The 20919-nt window shown below is 67.4% G+C and carries 12 protein-coding genes, 2 pseudogenes and 1 riboswitch; of the genes and pseudogenes, 10 read left to right on the top strand and 4 right to left on the bottom strand.

Translation table 11 applies throughout. From position 1 onward, the window contains the following. Positions 1-198: 198 nt before the first annotated feature. The 4 genes from INQ42_RS02970 to thiC form a co-directional block, all read right to left on the bottom strand. Complete coding sequence (locus INQ42_RS02970; protein ID WP_228062604.1) at positions 199-3024, bottom strand: TonB-dependent receptor plug domain-containing protein; 2826 nt, start codon at positions 3022-3024, stop codon at positions 199-201. 89 nt (positions 3025-3113) lie between these two features. Then, on the bottom strand, positions 3114-4004 hold the full coding sequence (locus INQ42_RS02965) for a helix-turn-helix domain-containing protein (protein WP_194035072.1): 891 nt from the start codon (positions 4002-4004) through the stop codon (positions 3114-3116). Positions 4005-4177: 173 nt separating this feature from the next. Then, entirely contained in the window at positions 4178-6550 is a 2373-nt protein-coding gene (locus tag INQ42_RS02960) for a winged helix-turn-helix domain-containing protein (RefSeq protein WP_194035071.1), read from the bottom strand. A 177-nt stretch (positions 6551-6727) separates the two neighbouring features. Next, positions 6728-8683: a phosphomethylpyrimidine synthase ThiC gene (gene thiC / locus INQ42_RS02955; protein ID WP_194035070.1), complete on the bottom strand. Its 1956-nt coding sequence runs from the start codon at positions 8681-8683 to the stop codon at positions 6728-6730. Between the two features lie 88 nt (positions 8684-8771). After that, positions 8772-8876, bottom strand: a riboswitch (TPP riboswitch). A 468-nt stretch (positions 8877-9344) separates the two neighbouring features. On the opposite strand from thiC, the gene ilvD reads away from it, so the two are divergent. From ilvD to leuB, 10 genes and pseudogenes are all read left to right on the top strand, one after another. After that, positions 9345-11075, top strand: a complete 1731-nt coding sequence (gene ilvD / locus INQ42_RS02950; RefSeq protein WP_194035069.1) for a dihydroxy-acid dehydratase — start codon at positions 9345-9347, stop codon at positions 11073-11075. 80 nt (positions 11076-11155) lie between these two features. Beyond that, on the top strand, positions 11156-12202 hold the full coding sequence (gene ilvC / locus INQ42_RS02945) for a ketol-acid reductoisomerase (protein WP_194035068.1): 1047 nt from the start codon (positions 11156-11158) through the stop codon (positions 12200-12202). Further along, a pseudogene (gene ilvG / locus INQ42_RS02940) lies at positions 12199-13911 on the top strand (acetolactate synthase 2 catalytic subunit); the annotation flags it as partial. The gene ilvC and the pseudogene ilvG, both read left to right, overlap by 4 nt. A gap of 61 nt (positions 13912-13972) precedes the next feature. Beyond that, a complete protein-coding gene (locus tag INQ42_RS02935; RefSeq protein WP_194035066.1) occupies positions 13973-14209 on the top strand; it encodes an ACT domain-containing protein in 237 nt (78 codons plus the stop codon). After that, complete coding sequence (locus INQ42_RS02930; RefSeq protein ID WP_194035065.1) at positions 14200-15105, top strand: aminotransferase class IV; 906 nt, start codon at positions 14200-14202, stop codon at positions 15103-15105. The genes INQ42_RS02935 and INQ42_RS02930 overlap by 10 nt, the downstream gene beginning before the upstream one ends. Positions 15106-15109: 4 nt before the next feature. Next, the gene (locus tag INQ42_RS02925; protein ID WP_194035720.1) at positions 15110-16195 is read left to right on the top strand and encodes a threonine dehydratase; all 1086 of its coding nucleotides are present in this window, start codon (positions 15110-15112) and stop codon (positions 16193-16195) included. Continuing rightward, positions 16192-17787, top strand: a pseudogene (locus INQ42_RS12980) (2-isopropylmalate synthase); the annotation flags it as partial. The gene INQ42_RS02925 and the pseudogene INQ42_RS12980, both read left to right, overlap by 4 nt. Beyond that, a complete protein-coding gene (leuC, locus tag INQ42_RS12975) occupies positions 17779-19263 on the top strand; it encodes a 3-isopropylmalate dehydratase large subunit (RefSeq protein ID WP_248285395.1) in 1485 nt (494 codons plus the stop codon). The pseudogene INQ42_RS12980 and the gene leuC, both read left to right, overlap by 9 nt. Beyond that, positions 19260-19841: a 3-isopropylmalate dehydratase small subunit gene (leuD, locus tag INQ42_RS02915; RefSeq protein ID WP_194035063.1), complete on the top strand. Its 582-nt coding sequence runs from the start codon at positions 19260-19262 to the stop codon at positions 19839-19841. The genes leuC and leuD overlap by 4 nt, the downstream gene beginning before the upstream one ends. Then, positions 19831-20919 (top strand): 3-isopropylmalate dehydrogenase, encoded by a 1089-nt coding sequence (leuB, locus tag INQ42_RS02910; RefSeq protein ID WP_194035062.1) that lies wholly within the window; start codon positions 19831-19833, stop codon positions 20917-20919. The genes leuD and leuB overlap by 11 nt, the downstream gene beginning before the upstream one ends.

The following is a 20919-nucleotide window of genomic DNA, read 5'->3' as shown; positions in this document are numbered from 1 at the left end:
AAGCCGCCGGACAGGCGGCTTTTTTGGTTGCAGCGCGCGAGGATACGGCGTGGCAAATCCGCGCGCCGCGCTGCCCAGTGGGAATGGCGCACAGAACCGGAACCGGAACCGGCGAGCCAGCCGCCTCGATCCCACCAATGAAAAACGGCCCCGTTACCGGGGCCGTTTTCCTTGTTACTCAACTGGTCAATGAACCGATCAGAAGTTCTGCTGGTACTTCAGGTACATGAAGCGACCGATGTCGTAGCCGCCGTAGTACGCGAAGTTCGAGTTGGGCTGGCTGTGCATGATCGGGCCGTAATGGCCGAACACGTTGTTCGCACCGATCGACACCTTCGCATTCCACGGAGCCTTCCAACCGACCTGAACGTCGTGGAACGTCGAGCCGCCTACGCGGTTGTACTTGACGATCTTGCCGTTGGTGTCCGGAGCCTGGTACTGCGGAATATTGCAGCGATCCAGATAGCAGTTGTCCTTCGTCCCGGAGTAGTAGCGCATGCCCCACGACGCACTGAAGTCACCCTGCGACCAGCTCAGGTTGGCGTTGGACCGCACGCGGAAGTTGCTACCAAATCCGTTGTACTGGGAGGGCACAACGTCAACGTCATCCGTCTGCCGCTGTTCGTACTTGCTGACGTAAGTGGACTGCCAGTTGAGGCCGAACCGACCGTAGTCCGTGTCCATCCGATACCCGACATCAAGGTCAAAACCTTCGGTCTCGGTGTAGCCGGCGTTACGCATGCCGTAGGTGAGGTCGGTGACAATTCCCAGCACCGGATCGCGGCTGAAGTTGTTGCAGCGCGACTCGATCCCGGCAATGTAGCAGTCACGCAGGATCTGGTTGGGGCTATCGGAAACCACCGTATCGGTGATCTTGATGTTCCACCAGTCCAGGCCAACGCTGAGGCCCTGCACGTAGTTCGGGCTGTATACAAATCCGATGGTCTTGGACTTGGCCAGCTCAGGCTGCAGGTTCGGGTTGGAGCCGCTGGTGAACGGCACCGGAGTCTGATCCGCTTCGCTGTCCACCGGGATGAAGCCCTGCTTCAACTGGCGGTAGTTCGCTGCAACGTCCTGCAGGCATCGTGCACTGCCGCGTGCGGCACCGTAGATGCTGTCGCACGGATCGCTGAAGTTCGTGGTGAAGGTCTGCGAACCGCCGCCGTACAGGTCACTGATGGTCGGGGCACGGAAGCCGTCAGCCCAGGTTCCGCGGACGAGCAGGTCGTCGAACGGACGCCACTTGAAGCCGAACTTGTTGTTGGTGGTGTCACCGAAACTGTCGTAGTCCGAATAGCGGCTTGCGACGTTGAGGGTGAGCTCCTTGGCAAACGCGACATCAGCCAGCACCGGAATGCTCAGCTCGCCGTAGAACTCGTCAAGCGTGTAGCGGCCGTAGGTGTTGCCGGACGCGAGGTTGGTCGAGTCACCAGTCTGTGCAATCGCGTCCGGTGAGAATCCGCCCTGTTCCTTGCGGGTCTCGTAGCCGATCGCAAAGCCAAGGTCGCCAGCGGGAAGCGTGAACAGCGAGCCCGCCAGGTTGGCGAAGTAGCTGTTGGTCTGCGTCGAGCCGGTGGCGTGCTCTTCCTTGAACAGGTAGCCGATCACGTTCGGGTCGTCGAGGGAGTTGGCGACCGCACCGGTGCCGAAGCCCGCAAACGGGTTCCATGGCACGCAACCGGCAATTTCGGCGCCGGGGGTGCCGCAAACGACATTGCCCTGACCATTGACAAACGACGGACCCACGGCATTGGCCACATTCGGGATGTAGAAGTTGCCGTTGTTCGTGGTGGTGAGGTTGGTCTCGTTGTACAGAGTGCCCACGTCCCAGTCGAAGTAACGATCGGCCAGCTGGAACGAACCTTCAATGGCTGCGGTGAAACGCCAGGTGGTCAGATCGCTCTGCGTGGTACGGGGGGTTTCCCAACCGCGGCGGCGCCAGTCGATATCGGTGCCTGGAACCGGGTTGAAGGCACTGTCGCCAGACATCGGCGTATCAAACGCCGCCGACTGCATCGGGTAGCCGGCAATCTGGCGGAACGAATCGCGCTGGTTGTAGGCCAGGTCGCTGGTGAAACGGATGTTGTCGGTGATTTCCCAGTTGGCGCTGGCGAACAGCGAGCGACGCTCCTGCGGGGTACGCAGATGCATCTGGTCCGAGGCGCGACTGGTGTCGGCCGAGGTCTGCGGATGGAAGTTACCGGCGCCGATGGCATTGCTGCCACGATCAGGCGCCATCCACTGTTCAGTGGCTTCGTCGTACCAGTTACCCCATTGGCCAACAGTAGTCAGGCTTGCGCTCGGATAGCCCGGACGCGTGTCCTCGGAGAACCAGCGATCCTTGGCCCAGACTTCGTCTTCCTGATGGTACTCGGCACCGATGGTGACCGAGCCGCGATCGCCGGAGAATCCGGTAACGAAGTCGTAGTTCTGGACCGTGCCGTCGCCCTGGCCGTACTGGCCGTAATAAGCATTGACTTCCGCGCCGTCGAAGTTGCTGCGGGTGATGATGTTGATCACGCCGGCAATCGCGTCGGAGCCATAAATCGAGGACGCGCCGTCCTTCAGGACCTCAATGCGCTCGACAACGGCGGACGGAATGGTGGAGACGTCCTGGTAGCCGCTGGTGCTGATGCCCAGGCGCTTGCCATTGATCAGTACCAGGGTGCGCTGGGCGCCCAGATTGCGCAGGTCGATGTACGAACCACCGGCTTCCTGGTTGGCGGTCAGCGGCGAGGCGCGGCTGAACGCAGGAGAACCGGCAGCAGAGATGTTCTGCAGGATGTCGGCGACCGAGCTGAAGCCCTGGTTCTCGATGTCTGCACGCGAAATCATCAGGACCGGCTGTGCGGTCTCGACGTCGACCTGGCGGATACGCGAGCCGGTGACTTCAATGCGGTCAAGGGTGGTGGCCTGGGAAGCCGGGGCTTCCTGTGCGCCGGCAATGGCCGGCACAAGTGCCACTGCGACAGCGGCCGGCAGCATGCCGAGACGCAGCGCGGGGCGCAGATTGCGGTAATTCATCGGGGTCTATCTCCAATAACGTTATGGGCGTGTTAAACGCCCCGAACACGCTACGACCCAAACCCCTTCGCTGCTTTGCCCTGGACGGTCTATGACTTTGCCGATCCTGCCCTCCCGGTGAGGGTGGCTGCTTTGCGGTAGCTGGTCGCCGAGGTCTGGTAACGCGCCCGGAACGCCCGGGCGAAGCTGCAGCAGTTGTCAAAGCCCGACGCGGCGGCGACCTCCCCCACCATCATCTGGCTGTCGCGCAGCATTTCGGCGGCCTGCTCCAGGCGCATCCGTGCCGATGCCGACTGCGGGCTTTCGCCGTACAGGCCATGGAAGGTCTTGGAGAAATACCAGCTGGAGAAGCTGGTCAGCTCCGCCAGTTCACTGATGCGCACGACCCGATCACGGTTGCCATAGAGGTACATGTGCGCGCGCTGAAGGCGTCCAAACACCTGGCGCTTGCGTCGGCGTGACCGACCCGGACACATGGGGATGTTGGCGCTCATCTCGCTCTGCATCGACGCCAGCTTCAGGAGCAACGGGCGCATGGCTCCGATCGTGGCTGCGGTGTTCAGCGTCGGTGCGGCCTCCAGACGACGGACGGCGGAGCGCCACAGATCGAGGAACATGCGCGCCTCATGCAGCTGCAGGTGGCCGCGGCCCGGATAGAGACCCGGCTCGGCCATTTCGCTGGCGGCCTGCAGCATCTCCGCCCCAAGTCCGAGTCCGATGCACACGCCATGGCGGTCGGACTGGATGCTGGGGCGGGAGTCGCGCTCGAAGGCGATCCAGTCGCCGCGGCGAAGGCGGAACTTGCCCTCCCGCGCTTCGACCCAGGAGCTACCGCGCACCTGGACCCAGATGGAATAGATGGTTGGCGGCAGTTGCAGGCTGCCCAGACGCGACGCGCCCATACAACGGACCTGTGCTTCGTTATCGGACGGCTCTACCTGCAACTGCTGACCGCGGTCAGCCCACACCAGACTTTCCATCTTGAACTCCTGGACAACGTGCCTAACAAGGCCGGCATGTTTGCCTGATCGGCCCGAAGAGTTCCGTGGGTTTGCAAAAACTTGCACGAAATTGTGCCGAATCAGCTGACGACAAAACTCCGAAAGCAATTTACCATTGAATTTCAATGGCTTGCTGAACGGCGAACGTCCTTCTATTCGGCCCCGTCCAGCGTGGCGAAGCCGATATCGCCGCCGTCGACCTCGGCCAGGGTGATGAACAACTGGCCGCTGCGCGGGTTGAATGTGAAGGCGCGGGTGGCGGCACGACGATCGGCGTCCAGGCAGACCTCCCGTCCGTCACCCCCACGGTCGTGAATCAACAGCGACTGGCAGCCGGGGGTACGCCTGACCAGATAGGTGCCACCGTCGCCGGCGGCCGCCCAGGCGTGTTGCCAGCGTGCCAGTCCTTCCTGCAACTGCACTGGCCGGATGCTTTCAGGTCGAAGATCGGGATCCGCCTGCCACAGGCCGGAATCGCCCAGGCGCGAGAAAATGACGCGGTCGCGCGGTGCATCCACCTGTATCCGGGTCACGTCGTCCACGCTGGCCAGCGGTGCATCCGGACGTTCCGGGTCAGCGAACAGGCTGAGGCGCAGCCGGCCGTCGCCGCGGTCGGCCAGGACCAGGAGGCGCTGATCCGGCCCGCCAGGGCCCGGGGCGAACGCCACCTGGACGGGTTCGCGGACCGGCACCGGCAGGCGGGTGATGCGGCCGCTGTCGGTAAACACCTCGAACACCCCGGGGTCTCCCGAGCCCGGCGGCGCCCCGCGCTGGCTGCCGACCAGCACGACGCGCTTGCTGTCGCTGGACCACGCAGCCGGCTGACGTGAGTCGGGCTGTATGCCTTCCAGCATCCGGAGCGATGCGGGGTCCTCGACATCGCCCCACCACAAGCCAAAGGGACCGGCGCGGTCGGAGGCAAACACCAGCTGGCGACCGTCAGGGGCGATCGACGGTACGCGGTCACGCCCTGACGAGGCGAAAAGGCGACCGCCTATCTGCTCGCCGGTGCCGCTGAAGCGATAGATGCCGAATCGGGCGTGGCGCAGAACGTAGGCGATGGACGCCACGTTACGGGCGACAGCGGGCTGCTCGGCATCCTCGACGCCGAGGTCGACGTGATTGCCGCTGGCGATATCGAAGTGGAAAAGATGACTGACGCCTTCGCTCCGCCGCGCATACACGAACCCGCTGTTGTCTGGGAGCCACTCCCAACCGAGGATCTCACCGCCCATCCGGGTCAGGCGTTCGGCGTTGCCCCCGGCGGCGGGAATGCGCCAGAAGTCAGCCAGTGGTGCATTGCGCAGGAATACGATCCACCGGCCATCCGGGGAGTAGCGCGGGGACGAGTCAAGGCGGTCGGGGTCGGCGTCGTACTCGATGGCGCGGAGTTCGCCGCTGGCCAGATCAAGCACCTGCAATCCGGGGCCGCTGCCGTGGTCCAGGATGAAACCATCGCCTTCGGGCGTCCAGCTGAAATCAGGCTGTCGGTCGGGATCACAGGTACCCACGGTGCGCTCACCGCGCCCCGTCGCGCGTACCACCATGAAACGACAGTCCTCGCCCGGCGTAATCCGCAGGAACGCGATGTCACGGCCTTCGGGCGACCACTGGGGGGAGGAGTCCTCGGCCATGCCTTCGGGGAAGGTCAACTGGCGCGGGGCGACCGGGGCGGTGGTCTGCATCATTATCGCGATGTTGCGCTGGCCCGGCGGGATGGCCATGTAGGCCACCAGCCCGCCGCCGGGACTGAGCGTGGGCGCCAGTTCGAATCCGGGCGCGGAGGTGATCAGGAACGGCTCGATCCGACCGGTGATCTGCGGTTGCGCATTTGCCGAATTCCGATCGACCGTTGGTGATGTCTGCCGGCCGGTCAGCCACCACACAGCGATAAGGGCCAATGCGAGTATCAGAAATGCCGCTGCCAGGAGCGGCCAGCCGCGCCATGCCGAGCGTGGCTGCGTCCTGTTTGCGGCACGCATCGCGTCGGGTCCAGTGCTTGGCGGTGCCTTCGCGGGGTCCGAAACAGTCGGTGTCGGCGGCTGCGGGGCCGGTACGTCCGATGGGTCATCTGCGACCACGACCGGCTCCACCGCCACCGGGTTCGGCGCGACAGACGGGTCGACCACCGGCTCCGCACCAGCCTTGTCGCCCGTTTCAACGGGGGAAGTCTGCTGGCCAGGGTTCTCAACGCTGGCGAGCAGCCGATAGCCGCCCTTGGCGATGGTCTCGATGTAACGCGGGTCGCTGCGCACTTCCTGGAAGGCCTTGCGCAACTGGGTCACCGCCTGGGTCAGCACGTCATCGCTGGGCAGGGTGTCCGGCCAGACCTGCTCCAGAAGCGTCTCGCGGCTGACCACCCGGTCCGCGCTGTCCACCAGCACCAGCAGCACCGCCATTGCCTTGGGCGTCACGCGGAACGGGCGCCGCGCGCCCGGCGCGTGGATTTCGCGCGACAGGACGTCGACCGTGCATTGACCAATGCGCAGTCTTTCAGGCGAGGGGGACGCGTCAGGCGGCAACATGAATACGCACGATTATCCGGGTGCGAAGCCAATTCACCATATGCCCAAAGTCCACTACCGGCAGGGTCGGCAAATCGGGGGGCTTCATCCGGCAAACGGTAACACCCGGCGCGCGCCGCCGTTTACGCGATGTGCGCATGCCGGACAACCGCCCTGCGCGATTGCCCGGCGCCCCGGTTACACCTTGGAGTAGATCTCCCCGCCGGCGGCACGGAACTCGGCTGCCTTCTCCGCCATGCCTTCGGCAATCTCCTGGCTGTCCCTATGCGCGTTGTCATCGTTGTCGGGGACGGAAGCCTTGCCGCCGAATTCGTTGCGCACGTCCTGGGTGATCTTCATCGAGCAGAAGCTTGGCCCGCACATGGAACAGAAGTGCGCGGACTTGTGGGCATCCTTGGGCAGGGTCTCGTCGTGGTACTCCGTCGCCCGATCCGGATCCAGACCGAGATTGAACTGGTCCTGCCAGCGAAACTCGAAGCGCGCCTTGGACAGCGCGTTGTCCCGCGCCTGCGCGCCGGGATGCCCCTTGGCCAGGTCGGCGGCGTGGGCGGCGATCTTGTAGGCCATCAGGCCCTCGCGCACGTCCTCCTTGTTCGGCAGGCCCAGGTGCTCCTTTGGCGTGACGTAGCAGAGCATCGCGCAACCGTACCAGCCAATCATGGCCGCCCCGATGGCCGAAGTGATGTGGTCGTAGCCGGGCGCGATGTCGGTGGTCAGCGGGCCCAGCGTATAGAACGGCGCCTCGCCGCACGACTCCAACTGCTTGTCCATGTTTTCCTTGATCAGGTGCATCGGCACGTGTCCGGGCCCCTCGACCATGGTCTGCACGTCGTGTTTCCAGGCGATCCGGGTCAGCTCGCCAAGGGTCTCCAGCTCGGCGAACTGGGCGGCGTCGTTGGCGTCGGCGATCGAACCGGGACGCAGACCATCGCCGAGGCTGAAGGCCACGTCATAGGACTTCATGATGTCGCAGATGTCCTCGAAGTGCTCGTAGAGAAAGCTCTCCTTGTGGTGGGCCAGACACCACTTGGCCATGATCGAGCCGCAACGGGAGACGATGCCGGTGACGCGTTTCGCGGTAAGGGGCACGTAGCGCAGCAGGACGCCGGCGTGGATGGTGAAGTAGTCCACGCCCTGCTCGGCCTGCTCGATGAGCGTGTCGCGGAAAATCTCCCAGGTGAGGTCCTCGGCGCGGCCGTCGACCTTCTCCAGCGCCTGGTAGATCGGCACCGTGCCGATCGGCACAGGCGAGTTGCGGATGATCCACTCGCGGGTCTCGTGGATGTACTTGCCGGTGGACAGGTCCATGACGTTGTCGGCGCCCCAGCGGATCGCCCAGACCAGCTTCTCCACCTCCTCGGCAATGCCGGAGGACACCGCGGAGTTGCCGATGTTGGCGTTGACCTTGGTCAGGAAGTTGCGGCCGATGATCATCGGCTCACTCTCGGGGTGGTTGATGTTGCACGGGATGATCGCGCGGCCGCGGGCGACCTCGTCGCGCACGAACTCCGGGGTGATCCGCTTCTGGATGTTGGCGCCGAAGCTGTGTCCGGGGTGCTGGTAAAGCAGGTGCGCCTCGGTGATCGCGTCCATCCGCTGGTTTTCGCGGATGGCGATGTATTCCATCTCCGGGGTGACCATGCCGCGGCGCGCATAGTGCATCTGGGTGACGTTGACGCCCGCAACCGCGCGGCGTGGCAGCGGACGGTTGCCGAAGCGCACCGCGTCCAGGCGGGCATCGTCTGCGCGCACGCGGCCGAAGCTGGAGCTCAACCGGTCCAGCACTTCGCTGTCGCCACGATCTGCAATCCAGGCCGCGCGCAGCGGCGCCAGGCCGGCGGACAGGTCGATGCGCGCGTCGGGATCGGTGTAGGGGCCGGAGGTGTCGTAGATCGCCAGCGGCGCATTGTCCTCACCACCGAAAGCGGTCGGCGTGCGTTCCAACACGACCTCGCGCATCGCCACGCGAAGGTCGGGGCGGGAGCCCGGGACGTGCACCTTCCGAGAGCCGGGCATGGGCCGGACCACGTCGGCGGAAAGTTGGTCGGCCTGTTGGACCAGCGCGCTGGAAGGCAGATGGTCGGTCGTCTGGGACACCGGCACGCCGGAGGGATTGGGGGACAGTGCAGTCATTGGGATTCTTCCGCTGAATGTGGCAGGCCGCGCGGGGCGGGCTGGTGCGAAGGGTTCGCAGGCACACAAAGCGGAGGCGCACGGACGCCAGGCGTCCGGCAAAGCTCCCTACGGCGGTATCAACCGCGTCAGGTTCGAAGGGTGTTTCTCAACCGCGCATTGGAACTGGCGCGCGGTACCCCCGCTTGTGGCCGCATTGGACCATGGACAGCCGCCAGCGACCACAGTCGCGCTCGATATGGCGCAATCCGACCCCTGGAAGCTGTCCGGACAAAGGCGCCGGAGACGCGGTTTTCCTTGCGTGTCGGGCGTCAGGGAGACCGCGCGGATAAAACAGTTGACATCTGCGTTCGCTGCGTGTTTAGGTCGATCCATGACGCAGCGCAGCATCCATCGCAGCAAAATCATGACGGCCCCGACCACGGCGCCCGCGCCTGCGGTCGGCCGCGGCAGCGCCGCGCTGACCACCGGTCTCCTCATTCTCGTAACCCTCCTTATTACCGTCCTTACAGGCGCGGGGTTCGGGTACGTGTAGACCACACAGACCCAGTAACAGGAACCGGACCCCGCGCCCCAAAAAGGCGCGGGGTTTTTCGTTTCAGGACTCCCGATTCCGTCCACCCACCCAGCCGGACCCGCCGGCAGCGAAAGGAAAGTCAACGTGAGAAGCAACGCCATCAAGTCAGGTCCCGCCCATGCCCCGGCCCGCGCGATGCTGCGCGCCACCGGCATGGACGATGCGGCGATCGCCAAGCCGCTGGTCGCCGTGGTGCACACGTGGACGGACGTATCGCCGTGCAACATCAACCTGCGCGACCTGGCGCGGCACGCCGCCGACGGCGTCCGAGAAGGCGGCGGTACGCCGGTCGAGTTCAACACCATCGCCGTCACCGACGGCATCGCGATGGGCAGCGACGGCATGCGGGCCTCGCTGGCCTCCCGCGAGACCATCGCCGACTCGATCGAACTGGCGGTGATGGGCCATTGCCTGGACGCGATGGTGCTGCTGGTGGGCTGCGACAAGACCCTGCCCGCAGCCGCGATGGCGGCGGCGCGGCTGGATATCCCGACGGTGATCCTCTACGGCGGCACGATCATGCCGGGCCAGTGCCCGACCGGCGAAAAGTCGCTGACGGTGCAGGACGTGTTCGAAGCGGTCGGCGCGCACGCGGCCGGCCACATCAACGACGCCGAGCTGGCGGATGTCGAGCGCCACGCCTGCCCCGGCGCTGGCGCCTGCGGCGGCCAGTTCACCGCCAACACGATGGCGATGGTGCTGACTTTCCTGGGCCTGTCGCCGCTGCAGCTCAACGACATCCCCGCCACGCATGGCGACAAGCCTGCCGCGGCGCACGCCTGCGGGCGAATGGTGATGGAGCAGTTGGGCCGGGGCGGTCCGCTGCCACGGCAGTTGCTGACCCCGGTCTCGCTGCGCAACGCCGCCCGCGCGGTCTCGGCTACGGCCGGTTCGACCAACTGCGCGATGCATCTACTGGCGATCGCCCACGAGGCCGGCGTGGCCTTCGACCTGGAGGAGTTCCAGCAGGCATCGGCGGTCCCGGTCATCGCCGACCTGAAACCCGGTGGACGCTATACCGCCGCGGAGCTGTTCACCTTCGGCGGTGTCGCCCTGGTGGCCGATGAGCTGCGCGCTGCCGGCCTGATCGAGGACATGCCCACCGTCACCGGCCGTAGTCTGTTCGAGGAGCTGGACGCGTTGCCGGCGGCCGCCGAGCAGGACGCGGTGCGGCCGGTGACCGATCCGATCAAGCCGACTGGAGGATTCTCGATCCTGTACGGCGACCTCGCCCCCGAAGGCTGCATCGTCAAGCTAGCCGGCCACGGCCAGAACCATTTCGAAGGCCCGGCGCGGGTGTTCAACTCCGAGGAGAGCTGCTTCGCCGCGGTCCAGGCGCGCAGGGTCAACGCCGGCGACGTGGTCGTGATCCGCTTCGAAGGCCCCGCCGGCGGCCCGGGCATGCGCGAGATGCTGGCGGTCACCGCCGCGCTGGTGGGCCAGGGCTTGAGCGATGACGTGGCCCTGATCACCGACGGCCGATTCAGTGGCGCGACGCGCGGCTTCATGGTCGGTCACGTGTCGCCCGAGGCGGCGCATGGCGGCCCCATCGCCAGGATCCGCGACGGCGACCGGATCAGCATCGACGTCACCACCCGACGCATCGACGTCGATGCGGACCTCGCCTCGCGGACCCCCGCGCGCATCGCCCCGCGCGTCACCACCGGCGTGCTCGCGAAGTACGCGCAGCTGGTCAGCTCGGCCTCGCTGGGCGCGGTCACCGCACCCGGCCCACTGAGCGGCCGCGGCATTCCGGCAACCCTCGTTGGCGCCGATACGGCCGCGAAGCCCGAAGCCGAACTGGCGACGACCTGAGTCCCGGCGCGAATCCGATCAACCCCCTCTCCCCTCCACCTCTCTTTTCCTCTCCAACCCACTCCACAGGAATCCCTCCCATGAGCAACACCGACCCCACCCCCCATCGTCCCCGAGTCGCCGTCATCGGTTATGGCAGCCAGGGCCGCGCGCACGCGCTCAACCTGCGCGACTCCGGCTTTGCCGTCACCGTAGGGCTGCGCCCGGGTGGCCCGACCTCGATCAAGGCCATGGCCGATGGCTTCCGCGTGAGCACGCCTGCCGACGCGGTCGCGGGCGCCGAAGTGGTCGCGGTGCTGACGCCCGACATGGTCCAGGCGGAGCTCTATACGAAGGTCATCGAGCCCAACATCACCCAGGGCGCGTGCCTGCTGTTCGCGCACGGCTTCAACGTGCACTACGGCCAGATCACGCCGCGTGCGGATCTGGACGTGGTGCTGGTGGCACCCAAGGGCCCGGGCGCGCTCGTGCGGCGCGAGTTCGAGATCGGCCGCGGCGTGCCTGCCGTCTACGCCGTCCATCAGGACCGCAGCGGCAGTGCGGAAAAGCTCGCGCTGGCGTACTGCGCCGGCATCGGCGGCGCGCGCCAGAACGCGATCAGGACCACCTTCAAGGAAGAGACCGAGACCGACCTGTTCGGCGAGCAGGCCGTGCTCTGCGGCGGCGCGACCAAGCTGGTCCAGACCGGCTTCGAGACCCTGGTGGAAGCGGGCTACCAGCCCGAAGTTGCCTATTACGAGTGTCTGCACGAGCTGAAGCTGATCGTCGACCTGTTCTACGAGGGTGGCGTCACCCGCATGCACGAGTTCATCAGCGAGACCGCGCAGTACGGCGCGCTGACCCGCGGCTCCTACGTGGTCGACGACAACACCCGCGCGCAGATGCGCAAGGTGCTGACGGAAATCCAGGACGGCACCTTTGCGCGGCAGTGGATCGCCGAGTACAAGTCCGGCAACGCCAACTACCAGGCCCTGAAGCAGGCCGACCTGGACCACCCGATCGAGGTGACCGGGCGCAAGCTGCGCGCGGCGATGCCGTGGCTGTGCGATGCACCGAAGGCGGATGCGGCGGCGTCCGCTAACGCTCCCAAGGCGGTGGACGAACGCGCCGAGCCGGCCTCGGCATGAACGGCGCGCGCTGGCTGGTGGAGGCACTGTCCGCGGAAAAGGTGGACACGCTGTTCGGCTATCCGGGTGGCGCGATCATGCCGTTCTACGACGCGTTGTACGGCTGCCCGCTGAAGCACGTGCTGGTACGCCACGAGCAGGGAGCGGCGTTCGCCGCCAACGGCTATGCCCGCGCCAGCGGCCGGGTTGGCGTGTGCATCGCCACCTCAGGCCCGGGCGCGACCAACCTGGTGACCGGCATCGCCGACGCGATGCTGGATTCGGTGCCGATGGTGGTGATCACCGGCCAGGTGGCCACCACGCTGATGGGTACCGACGCCTTCCAGGAAGTGGACGTGTTCGGCATGACCCTGCCGGTGGTGAAGCACAGCTTTATCCCGCGCAGCGTCGACCAGCTGCCCGAGGTGGTGCGCGAAGCGTTCCGGCTGGCCCGCAGCGGCCGGCCGGGACCGGTGCTGATCGACCTGCCCAAGGATGTGCAGCTGGCGACGGCGGCGCATTTGCCGGCCCACGTACCCGCTCCGGTGGACCCCAACCCGCCGGCAACCAACGTCGACCTGGTGACGGCCCTGGAGCTGCTGTCCAAGGCGCGCCGACCGGTCGTCTATGGCGGTGGCGGCATCGCTCTGGGGGATGCGGTGGCCGAGTTCCGCACCTTCGTGGAATCCATCCAGGTGCCCACGGTCTTGACCCTGCGCGGGCTGGGTGCCCTGCCCGACGCGCATCCGCTGAACCTGGGGATGCTGGGTATGCACGGCACCCGCGCGGCCAACATGGCGGTGCAGGAAGCCGATCTGCTGGTGGTGGTCGGCGCCCGTTTCGATGACCGAGCAACGGGGCGGCTGGACCAGTTCGCGCCGATCGCCAAGGTCATCCACCTGGACGTGGACCCGGCGGAGTTCAACAAGCTGCGCCATTGCGATGCGGTGCTGCATGGCGAGCTGCAGCACAGCCTCAACCAGCTGGCCACGGCCATGCCGGAATGTTCGACCTGGCGGACCACCTGCCAGTCGCGCAAACGCCAGTACGCCGCACGCTACGACGCCCCGACCGCCACCGTCTACGCGCCGGCGCTGCTGCGGCGGTTGTCGGAGTTGGCGCCGGCAGCGGTCGTCAGCTGCGATGTTGGGCAGCACCAGATGTGGGTCGCCCAGCACTGGGGCTTCAACGATCCACGCAAGCACCTGACCAGCGGCGGACTGGGTGCGATGGGCTTCGGCCTGCCCGCCGCGATCGGCGCGCAGATGGCCGATCCGCAGGCGCAGGTGTTCTGTGTCAGCGGGGACGGGTCGTTCCTGATGAACGTGCAGGAGCTGGCGACCGTCGTGCGCTACCGGCTGCCAGTGAAGATCGTGCTGTTGGACAACCAGCGCCTGGGCATGGTCCGGCAGTGGCAGGAGCTGTTCTTCGAGCACCGCTACTCGGAGACCGACCTGTCGGACAACCCGGACTTCGTGGCGGTTGCCGAGGCGTTCGGGATCCAGGCGTTCGCGCTGGACCGCGCGGACGACTGCGAGTCGGCATTGCAGCGCTTGATCGCAGCACCCGGACCGGCCCTGCTGCACGTCTCCATCGACGCCCACGCCAACGTCTGGCCGCTGGTGCCACCCAACCACAACAACGCGCAGATGCTCCACGAATCAACGGCGCCGCGTTCGATCCCGGGCGCGAACGCCGCCGCAGCAGTCGCCAGCCACGCCTCGCCCGCCCACGCCGGCGTGGTCCACGTGCACGCAACCCCACCCCAATCAGCCCATCCGGAGAACGCACATGCGCTACCAGATTGACCTCATCCTGCGCCGCGCCGAGGGCGCACTGGCCCGGGTGATCGGCACCGCCGAGCGCCGCGGCTTCCAGACCGTCGGCGTCGATGGCGGACTCCAGCCCGATGGCGAGCACTGGCACCTGCGCATGAACGTGGAAGGCCAGCGCTGCGGCGACGGTCTGCAGGCCCAGCTGCACAAGCTGCACGACTGCCTCGCCGTGGAGGTCTCGCCATGTCGCTGAAAGACGCCGCGGGAAGCCCTGTGCTGAAACTGTGGTTCGACGGCGAGCTGGCACCCGCCGACGCGCCGCTGGCACCGCTGACCACGCACGCCCTGCACTACGGCAGCGGCGTGTTCGAGGGCATCCGCAGTTACCAGACCGTCGATGGCTCGTCGGCGGTGTTCCGCCTGCCCGAACACATGGAGCGGATGCGCAAGGGTTGCGAGCTGCTGGGCATCGACTTCGACATCCGGCAGGCGACGGAGGCGACCTTGCAGGTGCTGCGCGCGAACCGCCAGAGCGCGGCCTACATCCGGCCACTGGCGTGGTGCGGCACCGGTTCGATCGGCCTGGACGTCGCGCCGCTGAGCAAGCACCTGATGGTCGCCACCTTCGGCACCGTGGTGCATCTGTCGGGCAGCGCGGTGAAGCTGGGCGTGTCCTCGTGGCGCCGCAATCCGGCAACCTCGCTGCCGCCGCTGAAGCTGTGCGGGGCCTACGTCAACTCCATCCTGGCCAAGCACGAGGCCAAGACCCGCGGCTTCGACGAGGCCCTGTTCGTCGACGAGGCGGGCATGGTGGTGGAGTGCACAGGCGCCAACGTGTTCATGCTCAACGGCGACAAGCTGACCGCCGTCGACCACGCCGATGCGCTGCCAGGCATCACCCGCGACACGGTGATCGCGCTGACCGGCGCGGAGTCGCGGCCGGTCCCGCTGGAGGAGTTGCTGCAGGCCGACGAGGTCTTCGTCTGCGGCACCGCGGCGGAAATTACGCCGATCAACATCCTCAACGAGCACCGCTTCGCATCGGACAAACGCGGCCGGGAAATCGCCCAGCTTTACCGCGACGTGGTCAGTGGCGCGGACAGCATCCATCGCGTCTGGCTGACGGATGTAGGCCTGCCCCGTGACTGAGGCGATGGCCCTGGCAGGTGTGAATGCTTCCGCCGTGCTGGCCGCGCAGGCGCGCTTGCGGCCCTACCTGGCGGCGACGCCGTTGCACTATGCCGAGCGTTTCGGCTGCTGGTTGAAGCTGGAAAACCTGCAGCGGACCGGGTCCTACAAAGTGCGCGGGGCAATGAACGCGTTGCTCGCGATGCGTGAGCGTGGCGACCAGCGGCCGGTGATCGCCGCTTCGGCCGGTAACCACGCGCAGGGGCTGGCCTGGGCCGGCTACCGGCTGCGGGTGCCGGTCATTGCGGTGATGCCGGGCAACGCCCCGCAGACCAAGATCGCCGGTGTCGCTCACTGGAGCGCGACCGTCCGGCTGCACGGCGATACCTACGACGAAGCCAAGGCGTTCGCCGCGGAGCTGGCGGAGCAGAACGACTACCGCTTGCTGTCGGCCTTCGACGACCCCGATGTCATCGCCGGCCAGGGCACGGTCGGCCTGGAAATGGCCGCGCTGGCTCCCGACGTCGTGCTGGTACCGATCGGTGGCGGCGGTCTGGCGTCGGGTGTTGCACTGGCGCTGAAATCCCAGGGCGTGCGCATCGTCGGCGCCCAGGTCGAAGGCGTGGACTCAATGGCACGCGCGCTGCGCGGCGACTTCGAGCTGCGCGAGAGTGCCACCACCCTGGCCGACGGGGTCCGGGTCAAGGAGCCCGGCCTGCTGACCCGCGAGCTACTGGCCGAGCTGCTGGACGACGTTGTCATCGTGCGCGAGGCCGAGCTGCGCGAGACGCTGGTCCGGCTGGCGCTGGAAGAGCACGTCATCGCCGAAGGTGCCGGCGCGCTGGCCCTGGCCGCCGGCCGCCGGGTTGCCGGTCGGCGCAAATGCGCCGTGGTCTCCGGCGGCAACATCGACGCCAGCGTGCTGGCTCAGCTGCTCTCCGACGTCCGCCCGCGCGCACCGCGCCGCCCGCGTCGCCGCTGGCGCGACATCGCGCCGCCCACCCATACCTCCGCGGTCCGCCCCCTTTCTCCTGCCAGCACGGCCTCCGCGCCGTCCCGCCCCGTGGAGCAACCCACGCCGGCGCCCACTCCCGAGGTCATTCCAGCATGAGCACGCACGAACCCGACGTAGCCATTCCCGACGCCGCACACGACGAACACGCTCCTGCCGGGCATGCACCCGCCGAACACTCGTCTGCCGGGCACGTACGCATCTTCGACACGAGCCTGCGCGATGGCGAGCAGTCGCCGGGGTGCAGCATGACCGCGCCGCAGAAGCTGCGGTTCGCCCACGCGCTGGCCGACCTCGGCGTGGACGTGATCGAGGTCGGCTTCCCGGCCAGCTCGGAGGCGGAAGTCGAGGCCACCCGGCGGATCGTGCGGGAAGTGCGCGGCTCGACCCTGGCGGCGCTGGCGCGTTGCCACCCCGGCGACATCCAAGCCGGCGTGCGCGCGCTGGAAGGCGCGGAAGACGCGCGCATGCATGTGTTCCTGTCCACCAGTCCGCTGCACCGCGAGCACAAGCTCGGCTTGAAGAAAGAGCAGGTGATCGAACGCGCGGTGATGGGCGTGGAAATGGCAAGGCGTTATTTCGACGACGTCGAGTTCTCGGCCGAGGATGCGCTGCGCACCGAGCCCGAATTCCTGGTCGAGGTCTGCAGCGCGGCGATCGCCGCCGGCGCCACCACGCTCAACATTCCCGACACGGTCGGCTACACCACGCCGGCGGAGATCCGCTCGCTGTTCGAATACCTGCGCGCCCATGTCCGCGATGCGGACCGCGCGGTGTTCAGCGCCCACTGCCACAACGACCTGGGCCTGGCCGTGGCCAACAGCCTGGCCGCGATCGAAGGCGGCGCGCGGCAGGTCGAGTGCACGGTCAACGGCATCGGCGAGCGTGCTGGCAACTGCGCGCTGGAAGAACTGGTGATGGCGCTGAACGTGCGCCGCAGCTACTTCAATGCGACCACGCGGATCGATACGCGCCGGCTGGTGCCGACCTCGCGCCTGCTGTCGCGGATCACCGGCATGCAGGTGCAGCGCAACAAGGCGATCGTCGGCCAGAACGCGTTTGCCCACGAGTCGGGCATCCACCAGCACGGCATGCTCAAGCACCGCGGCACCTACGAGATCATGCATCCGCAGGACGTGGGCTGGGAGCAGTCGCAGATGGTGATGGGTCGCCACAGCGGCCGCGCGGCCCTGAGCGACCGGTTGCAGACGCTGGGCCTGGCGCTGGACGACACCCGCCTGAATGAGGTCTTTGAAGCGTTCAAGGTGCTGGCGGGGAAGAAGCGCGAGGTCTTCGACGCCGACCTGGAGACGCTGGTGCTGGGCACCGACGCGCCGGTGCGGCGCGGCTTCCGGCTGCTGCGCGTGCACGCTTCCACCGGCGTGGGTGAGGGCATGCTGCCGACCGCAAGCGTGCGCCTGGCCAGGCCGTGCGGCGCGGTCGCCGAAGAGGCTGCGGTCGGCGACGGGCCGGTGCACGCCCTGTTTGCGGCGCTGTCGCGGGCGGCGGACCTGCCGCTGGAGATCGACAGCTTCCAGATCTCCAGCATCACCGCCGGCGATGACGCCCAGGGCCAGGCCAGCGTGGTCGCGACCCTGGACGGCGTCGAGCACACCGGCTCGGGCACCAGCACCGACATCCTGGAGGCGTCCGCGCTGGCGTGGCTGGACATCGCCAACCGCATCCACCGGGCCGGCAGCAGCGCGCCTCGCACCCTGTTCGACAAGCTGTGGGACGGCCATCTGGTCGGCCCGGAGAGCGAGGCGTCACCGGCCGTTCTGTACATCGATCTGCACCTGATCCACGAGGTCACCACGCCGCAGGCCTTCACCGAGCTGGACGCGCGCGGCCTGAAGGTGCGCCGCCCGGAGTTGACCAAGGGCACGCTGGATCACTCCACCCCGACCCTGCCGCGCAACGCGGACGGCAGCCTGCCCTACGCGACGCCCGAGGCGGAGAACCAGGTCGCGACCCTGCGCGACAACGCGGCGCGCCACGGCATCGAGCTGTTCGATTTCGACAGCGACCATCGCGGCATCGTCCACGTGATCGGACCCGAACTGGGCCTGACCCAGCCCGGCATGACCGTGGTCTGCGGCGACAGCCACACCGCGACCCACGGCGCGTTCGGCGCGCTGGCCTTCGGCATCGGCACCAGCGAGGTCGGCCACGTGCTGGCCACCCAATGCCTGCTGCAACGCAAGCCGCGCACGCTGGCGATCACCATCGACGGCCAACTGGGCCCGTCGGTCACCGCCAAGGACCTGATCATGCACGTGATCGGGGTCATCGGCGTCAACGGCGGCACCGGCCATGTGATCGAGTACCGCGGCAGCGCCATCCAGGCCCTGTCGATGGATGAGCGGATGACGGTGTGCAACATGTCGATTGAAGCCGGCGCCCGCGCCGGCCTGATCGCCCCCGACGAGACCACCTTCGCGTTCCTGCGCGGCAAGCCGCGCGCACCGCAGGGCGAGGCGTTCAAACAGGCGGTCGCGCGCTGGCGCCAGCTGCGCAGCGACGAGGGCGCGCGCTTCGACCGTGAGGTCCGCATCGATGCGGCCGACATCCGGCCCACCGTGACCTGGGGCACCCACCCCGGCCAGGTGACCGCGATCGACATGCCGTTGCCCCCGCCCGGCAATGATGACGACAGCAAGGCACTGGCGTACATGGGCTTCGCCGGCGGCCAGCCCTTGGCCGGACAACCGGTAGACGTGGTGTTCATCGGCAGCTGCACCAATTCGCGGCTGGACGACCTGCGCCAGGCGGCAGGGATCCTGCGCGGCCGCAAGGTGCACCCGCGCGTGCGCATGCTGGTGGTGCCCGGTTCGGTGCAGATCAAGCGCGAGGCCGAAGCCGAGGGGATCGATCGGATCATTCTGGACGCGGGCGCCGAGTGGCGCGAGCCGGGATGCTCGATGTGCATCGCGATGAACGGTGACCTGGTCGCGCCCGGGCAACTGGCGGTGTCCACCAGCAACCGCAACTTCGAAGGCCGTCAGGGCCAGGGGGCGCGCACCGTGCTCGCCTCGCCGCTGACCGCCGCGGTGTGCGCCGTCCGCGGCGAGATTACCGATCCGGAGGCGTTCCTGCGCGGGCAGCACCCTTCGCCGGCAGCGGCCAATGCACCGCTCCGCAACGTCGTCGCGGAGGCCACGCCATGAGCGCCATCACCGAACTGCGCTCGCGCACGGTCGTCGTGCGCGAACGCAACATCGATACCGACCAGATCATCCCCGCGCGCTTTCTGACCACCACCGAGCGCAAGGGTCTTGGCCGGTTCGCCTTCCATGACTGGCGGCAGCGCGCCGACGGCGCGCCGGACCCGGCATTTCCCTTCAACGACCCGGCCAATGCGGATGCGCAGATCCTGGTCGCAGGCCGCAACTTCGGCTGCGGTTCATCGCGCGAACACGCGCCCTGGGCCCTGCTCGACCTCGGCCTGCGGGCAGTGATCAGCGCCCAGATCGCCGACATCTTCCGCAGCAACGCGCTCAAGAACGGCCTGCTCGCGATCGTCCTGCCCGACGCGGTGGTCGACGAACTGCTCGCCCGGCCGGGCATCGAGCTGCACATCGATGTCGCCAGAGGCACGGTCCGCCTGCCGGACGGGCGCGAGTTCGAGTTCCCGCTGGATGAATTCGCCCGCACCTGCCTGCTGGAAGGCGTCGACCAGCTCGGCTACCTGCTCAAGCAGGAACCCGCCATCGCCCGTTACGAGGAGTTGAACCATGCACGCTGAGATCGTTGTCCTGCCCGGTGACGGGATCGGCCCGGAAGTCACCGCCGCGGCGGTCGAGGTCCTGCACGCGGTCGCGTCCGCCTACGGCCACCGCTTCAACTTCCACGAGCACCTGATCGGCGGCGCCGCGATTGACACCACCGGCGAGGCCTTGCCGCAGAGCACGCTGGATGCCTGCCGCACCGCCGACGCCGTATTGCTGGGCGCCGTGGGCGGACCCAGGTGGTCCGATCCCAAGGCCGCGGTGCGGCCCGAGCAGGGCCTGCTGGCGCTGCGCAAGGCTCTGGCGCTGTACGCCAACCTGCGCCCGGTCAAACCGCACCCCGCCGCGCTGGGCGCCTCGCCGATCAAGCCACACCTGCTCAACGGCGTGGATCTGGTGGTGGTGCGGGAGCTGACCGGCGGGATCTACTTCGGCCGGAAACAACGCGCCAGCGACAGTGCCAGCGACCTGTGCGAGTACAGCGTGGGCGAAGTCGAGCGCGTCGTCCGCCGCGCCGGGCAGCTGGCCCGCCAGCGCCGCGGCCACCTGACATCGGTGGACAAGGCCAACGTGCTGGAAACCTCACGCCTGTGGCGGGAAGTCGCCACCCGGGTGGTCGCAGACGAATTCCCCGATGTGACCCTGGAGCACCAGCTGGTCGACTCGATGGCGATGCACCTGCTGTCGCGTCCGCGCGAGTACGACGTGATCGTGACCGAGAACATGTTTGGCGACATCCTCACCGACGAGGCCTCGATGCTGGCCGGTTCGATGGGCCTGCTGCCGTCGGCCTCGCTGGGCGACGGCAAGGCCGGGCTGTACGAGCCGATCCACGGCTCGGCACCCGACATCGCCGGTCGCGGCATCGCCAACCCGGTTGCGGCGATACTCAGTGCGGCGATGCTGCTGCGCCACTCGCTCGGGCTGGACGACGAGGCGGACTGCGTGGAGCAGGCGGTGTCGCAGGCACTGGACGCGGGTGCCTTCACCGCCGACATCCAGGGCGGTGGCGCAGCGATCGGCACCCGCGCCGCCACCGCGGCGGTGCTGGAAAACCTGCAGGTCCGCTGCTACGCCGTTTGTATGCGCGACTGA

Source organism: Lysobacter avium (assembly GCF_015209745.1).
Taxonomy (GTDB): domain Bacteria; phylum Pseudomonadota; class Gammaproteobacteria; order Xanthomonadales; family Xanthomonadaceae; genus Novilysobacter; species Novilysobacter avium.
This window is presented reverse-complemented; position numbering and strand designations above follow the sequence as displayed.

Coding starts and splice junctions, on each gene's coding strand:
- INQ42_RS02970 (WP_228062604.1), bottom strand. CDS start 3,024: ATGAATTACCGCAATCTGCGCCCCGCGCTGCGTCTCGGCATGCTGCCG.
- INQ42_RS02965 (WP_194035072.1), bottom strand. CDS start 4,004: ATGGAAAGTCTGGTGTGGGCTGACCGCGGTCAGCAGTTGCAGGTAGAG.
- INQ42_RS02960 (WP_194035071.1), bottom strand. CDS start 6,550: ATGTTGCCGCCTGACGCGTCCCCCTCGCCTGAAAGACTGCGCATTGGT.
- thiC (WP_194035070.1), bottom strand. CDS start 8,683: ATGACTGCACTGTCCCCCAATCCCTCCGGCGTGCCGGTGTCCCAGACG.
- ilvC (WP_194035068.1), top strand. CDS start 11,156: ATGAGCAACACCGACCCCACCCCCCATCGTCCCCGAGTCGCCGTCATC.
- INQ42_RS02935 (WP_194035066.1), top strand. CDS start 13,973: ATGCGCTACCAGATTGACCTCATCCTGCGCCGCGCCGAGGGCGCACTG.
- INQ42_RS02930 (WP_194035065.1), top strand. CDS start 14,200: ATGTCGCTGAAAGACGCCGCGGGAAGCCCTGTGCTGAAACTGTGGTTC.
- INQ42_RS02925 (WP_194035720.1), top strand. CDS start 15,110: ATGGCCCTGGCAGGTGTGAATGCTTCCGCCGTGCTGGCCGCGCAGGCG.
- leuD (WP_194035063.1), top strand. CDS start 19,260: ATGAGCGCCATCACCGAACTGCGCTCGCGCACGGTCGTCGTGCGCGAA.
- leuB (WP_194035062.1), top strand. CDS start 19,831: ATGCACGCTGAGATCGTTGTCCTGCCCGGTGACGGGATCGGCCCGGAA.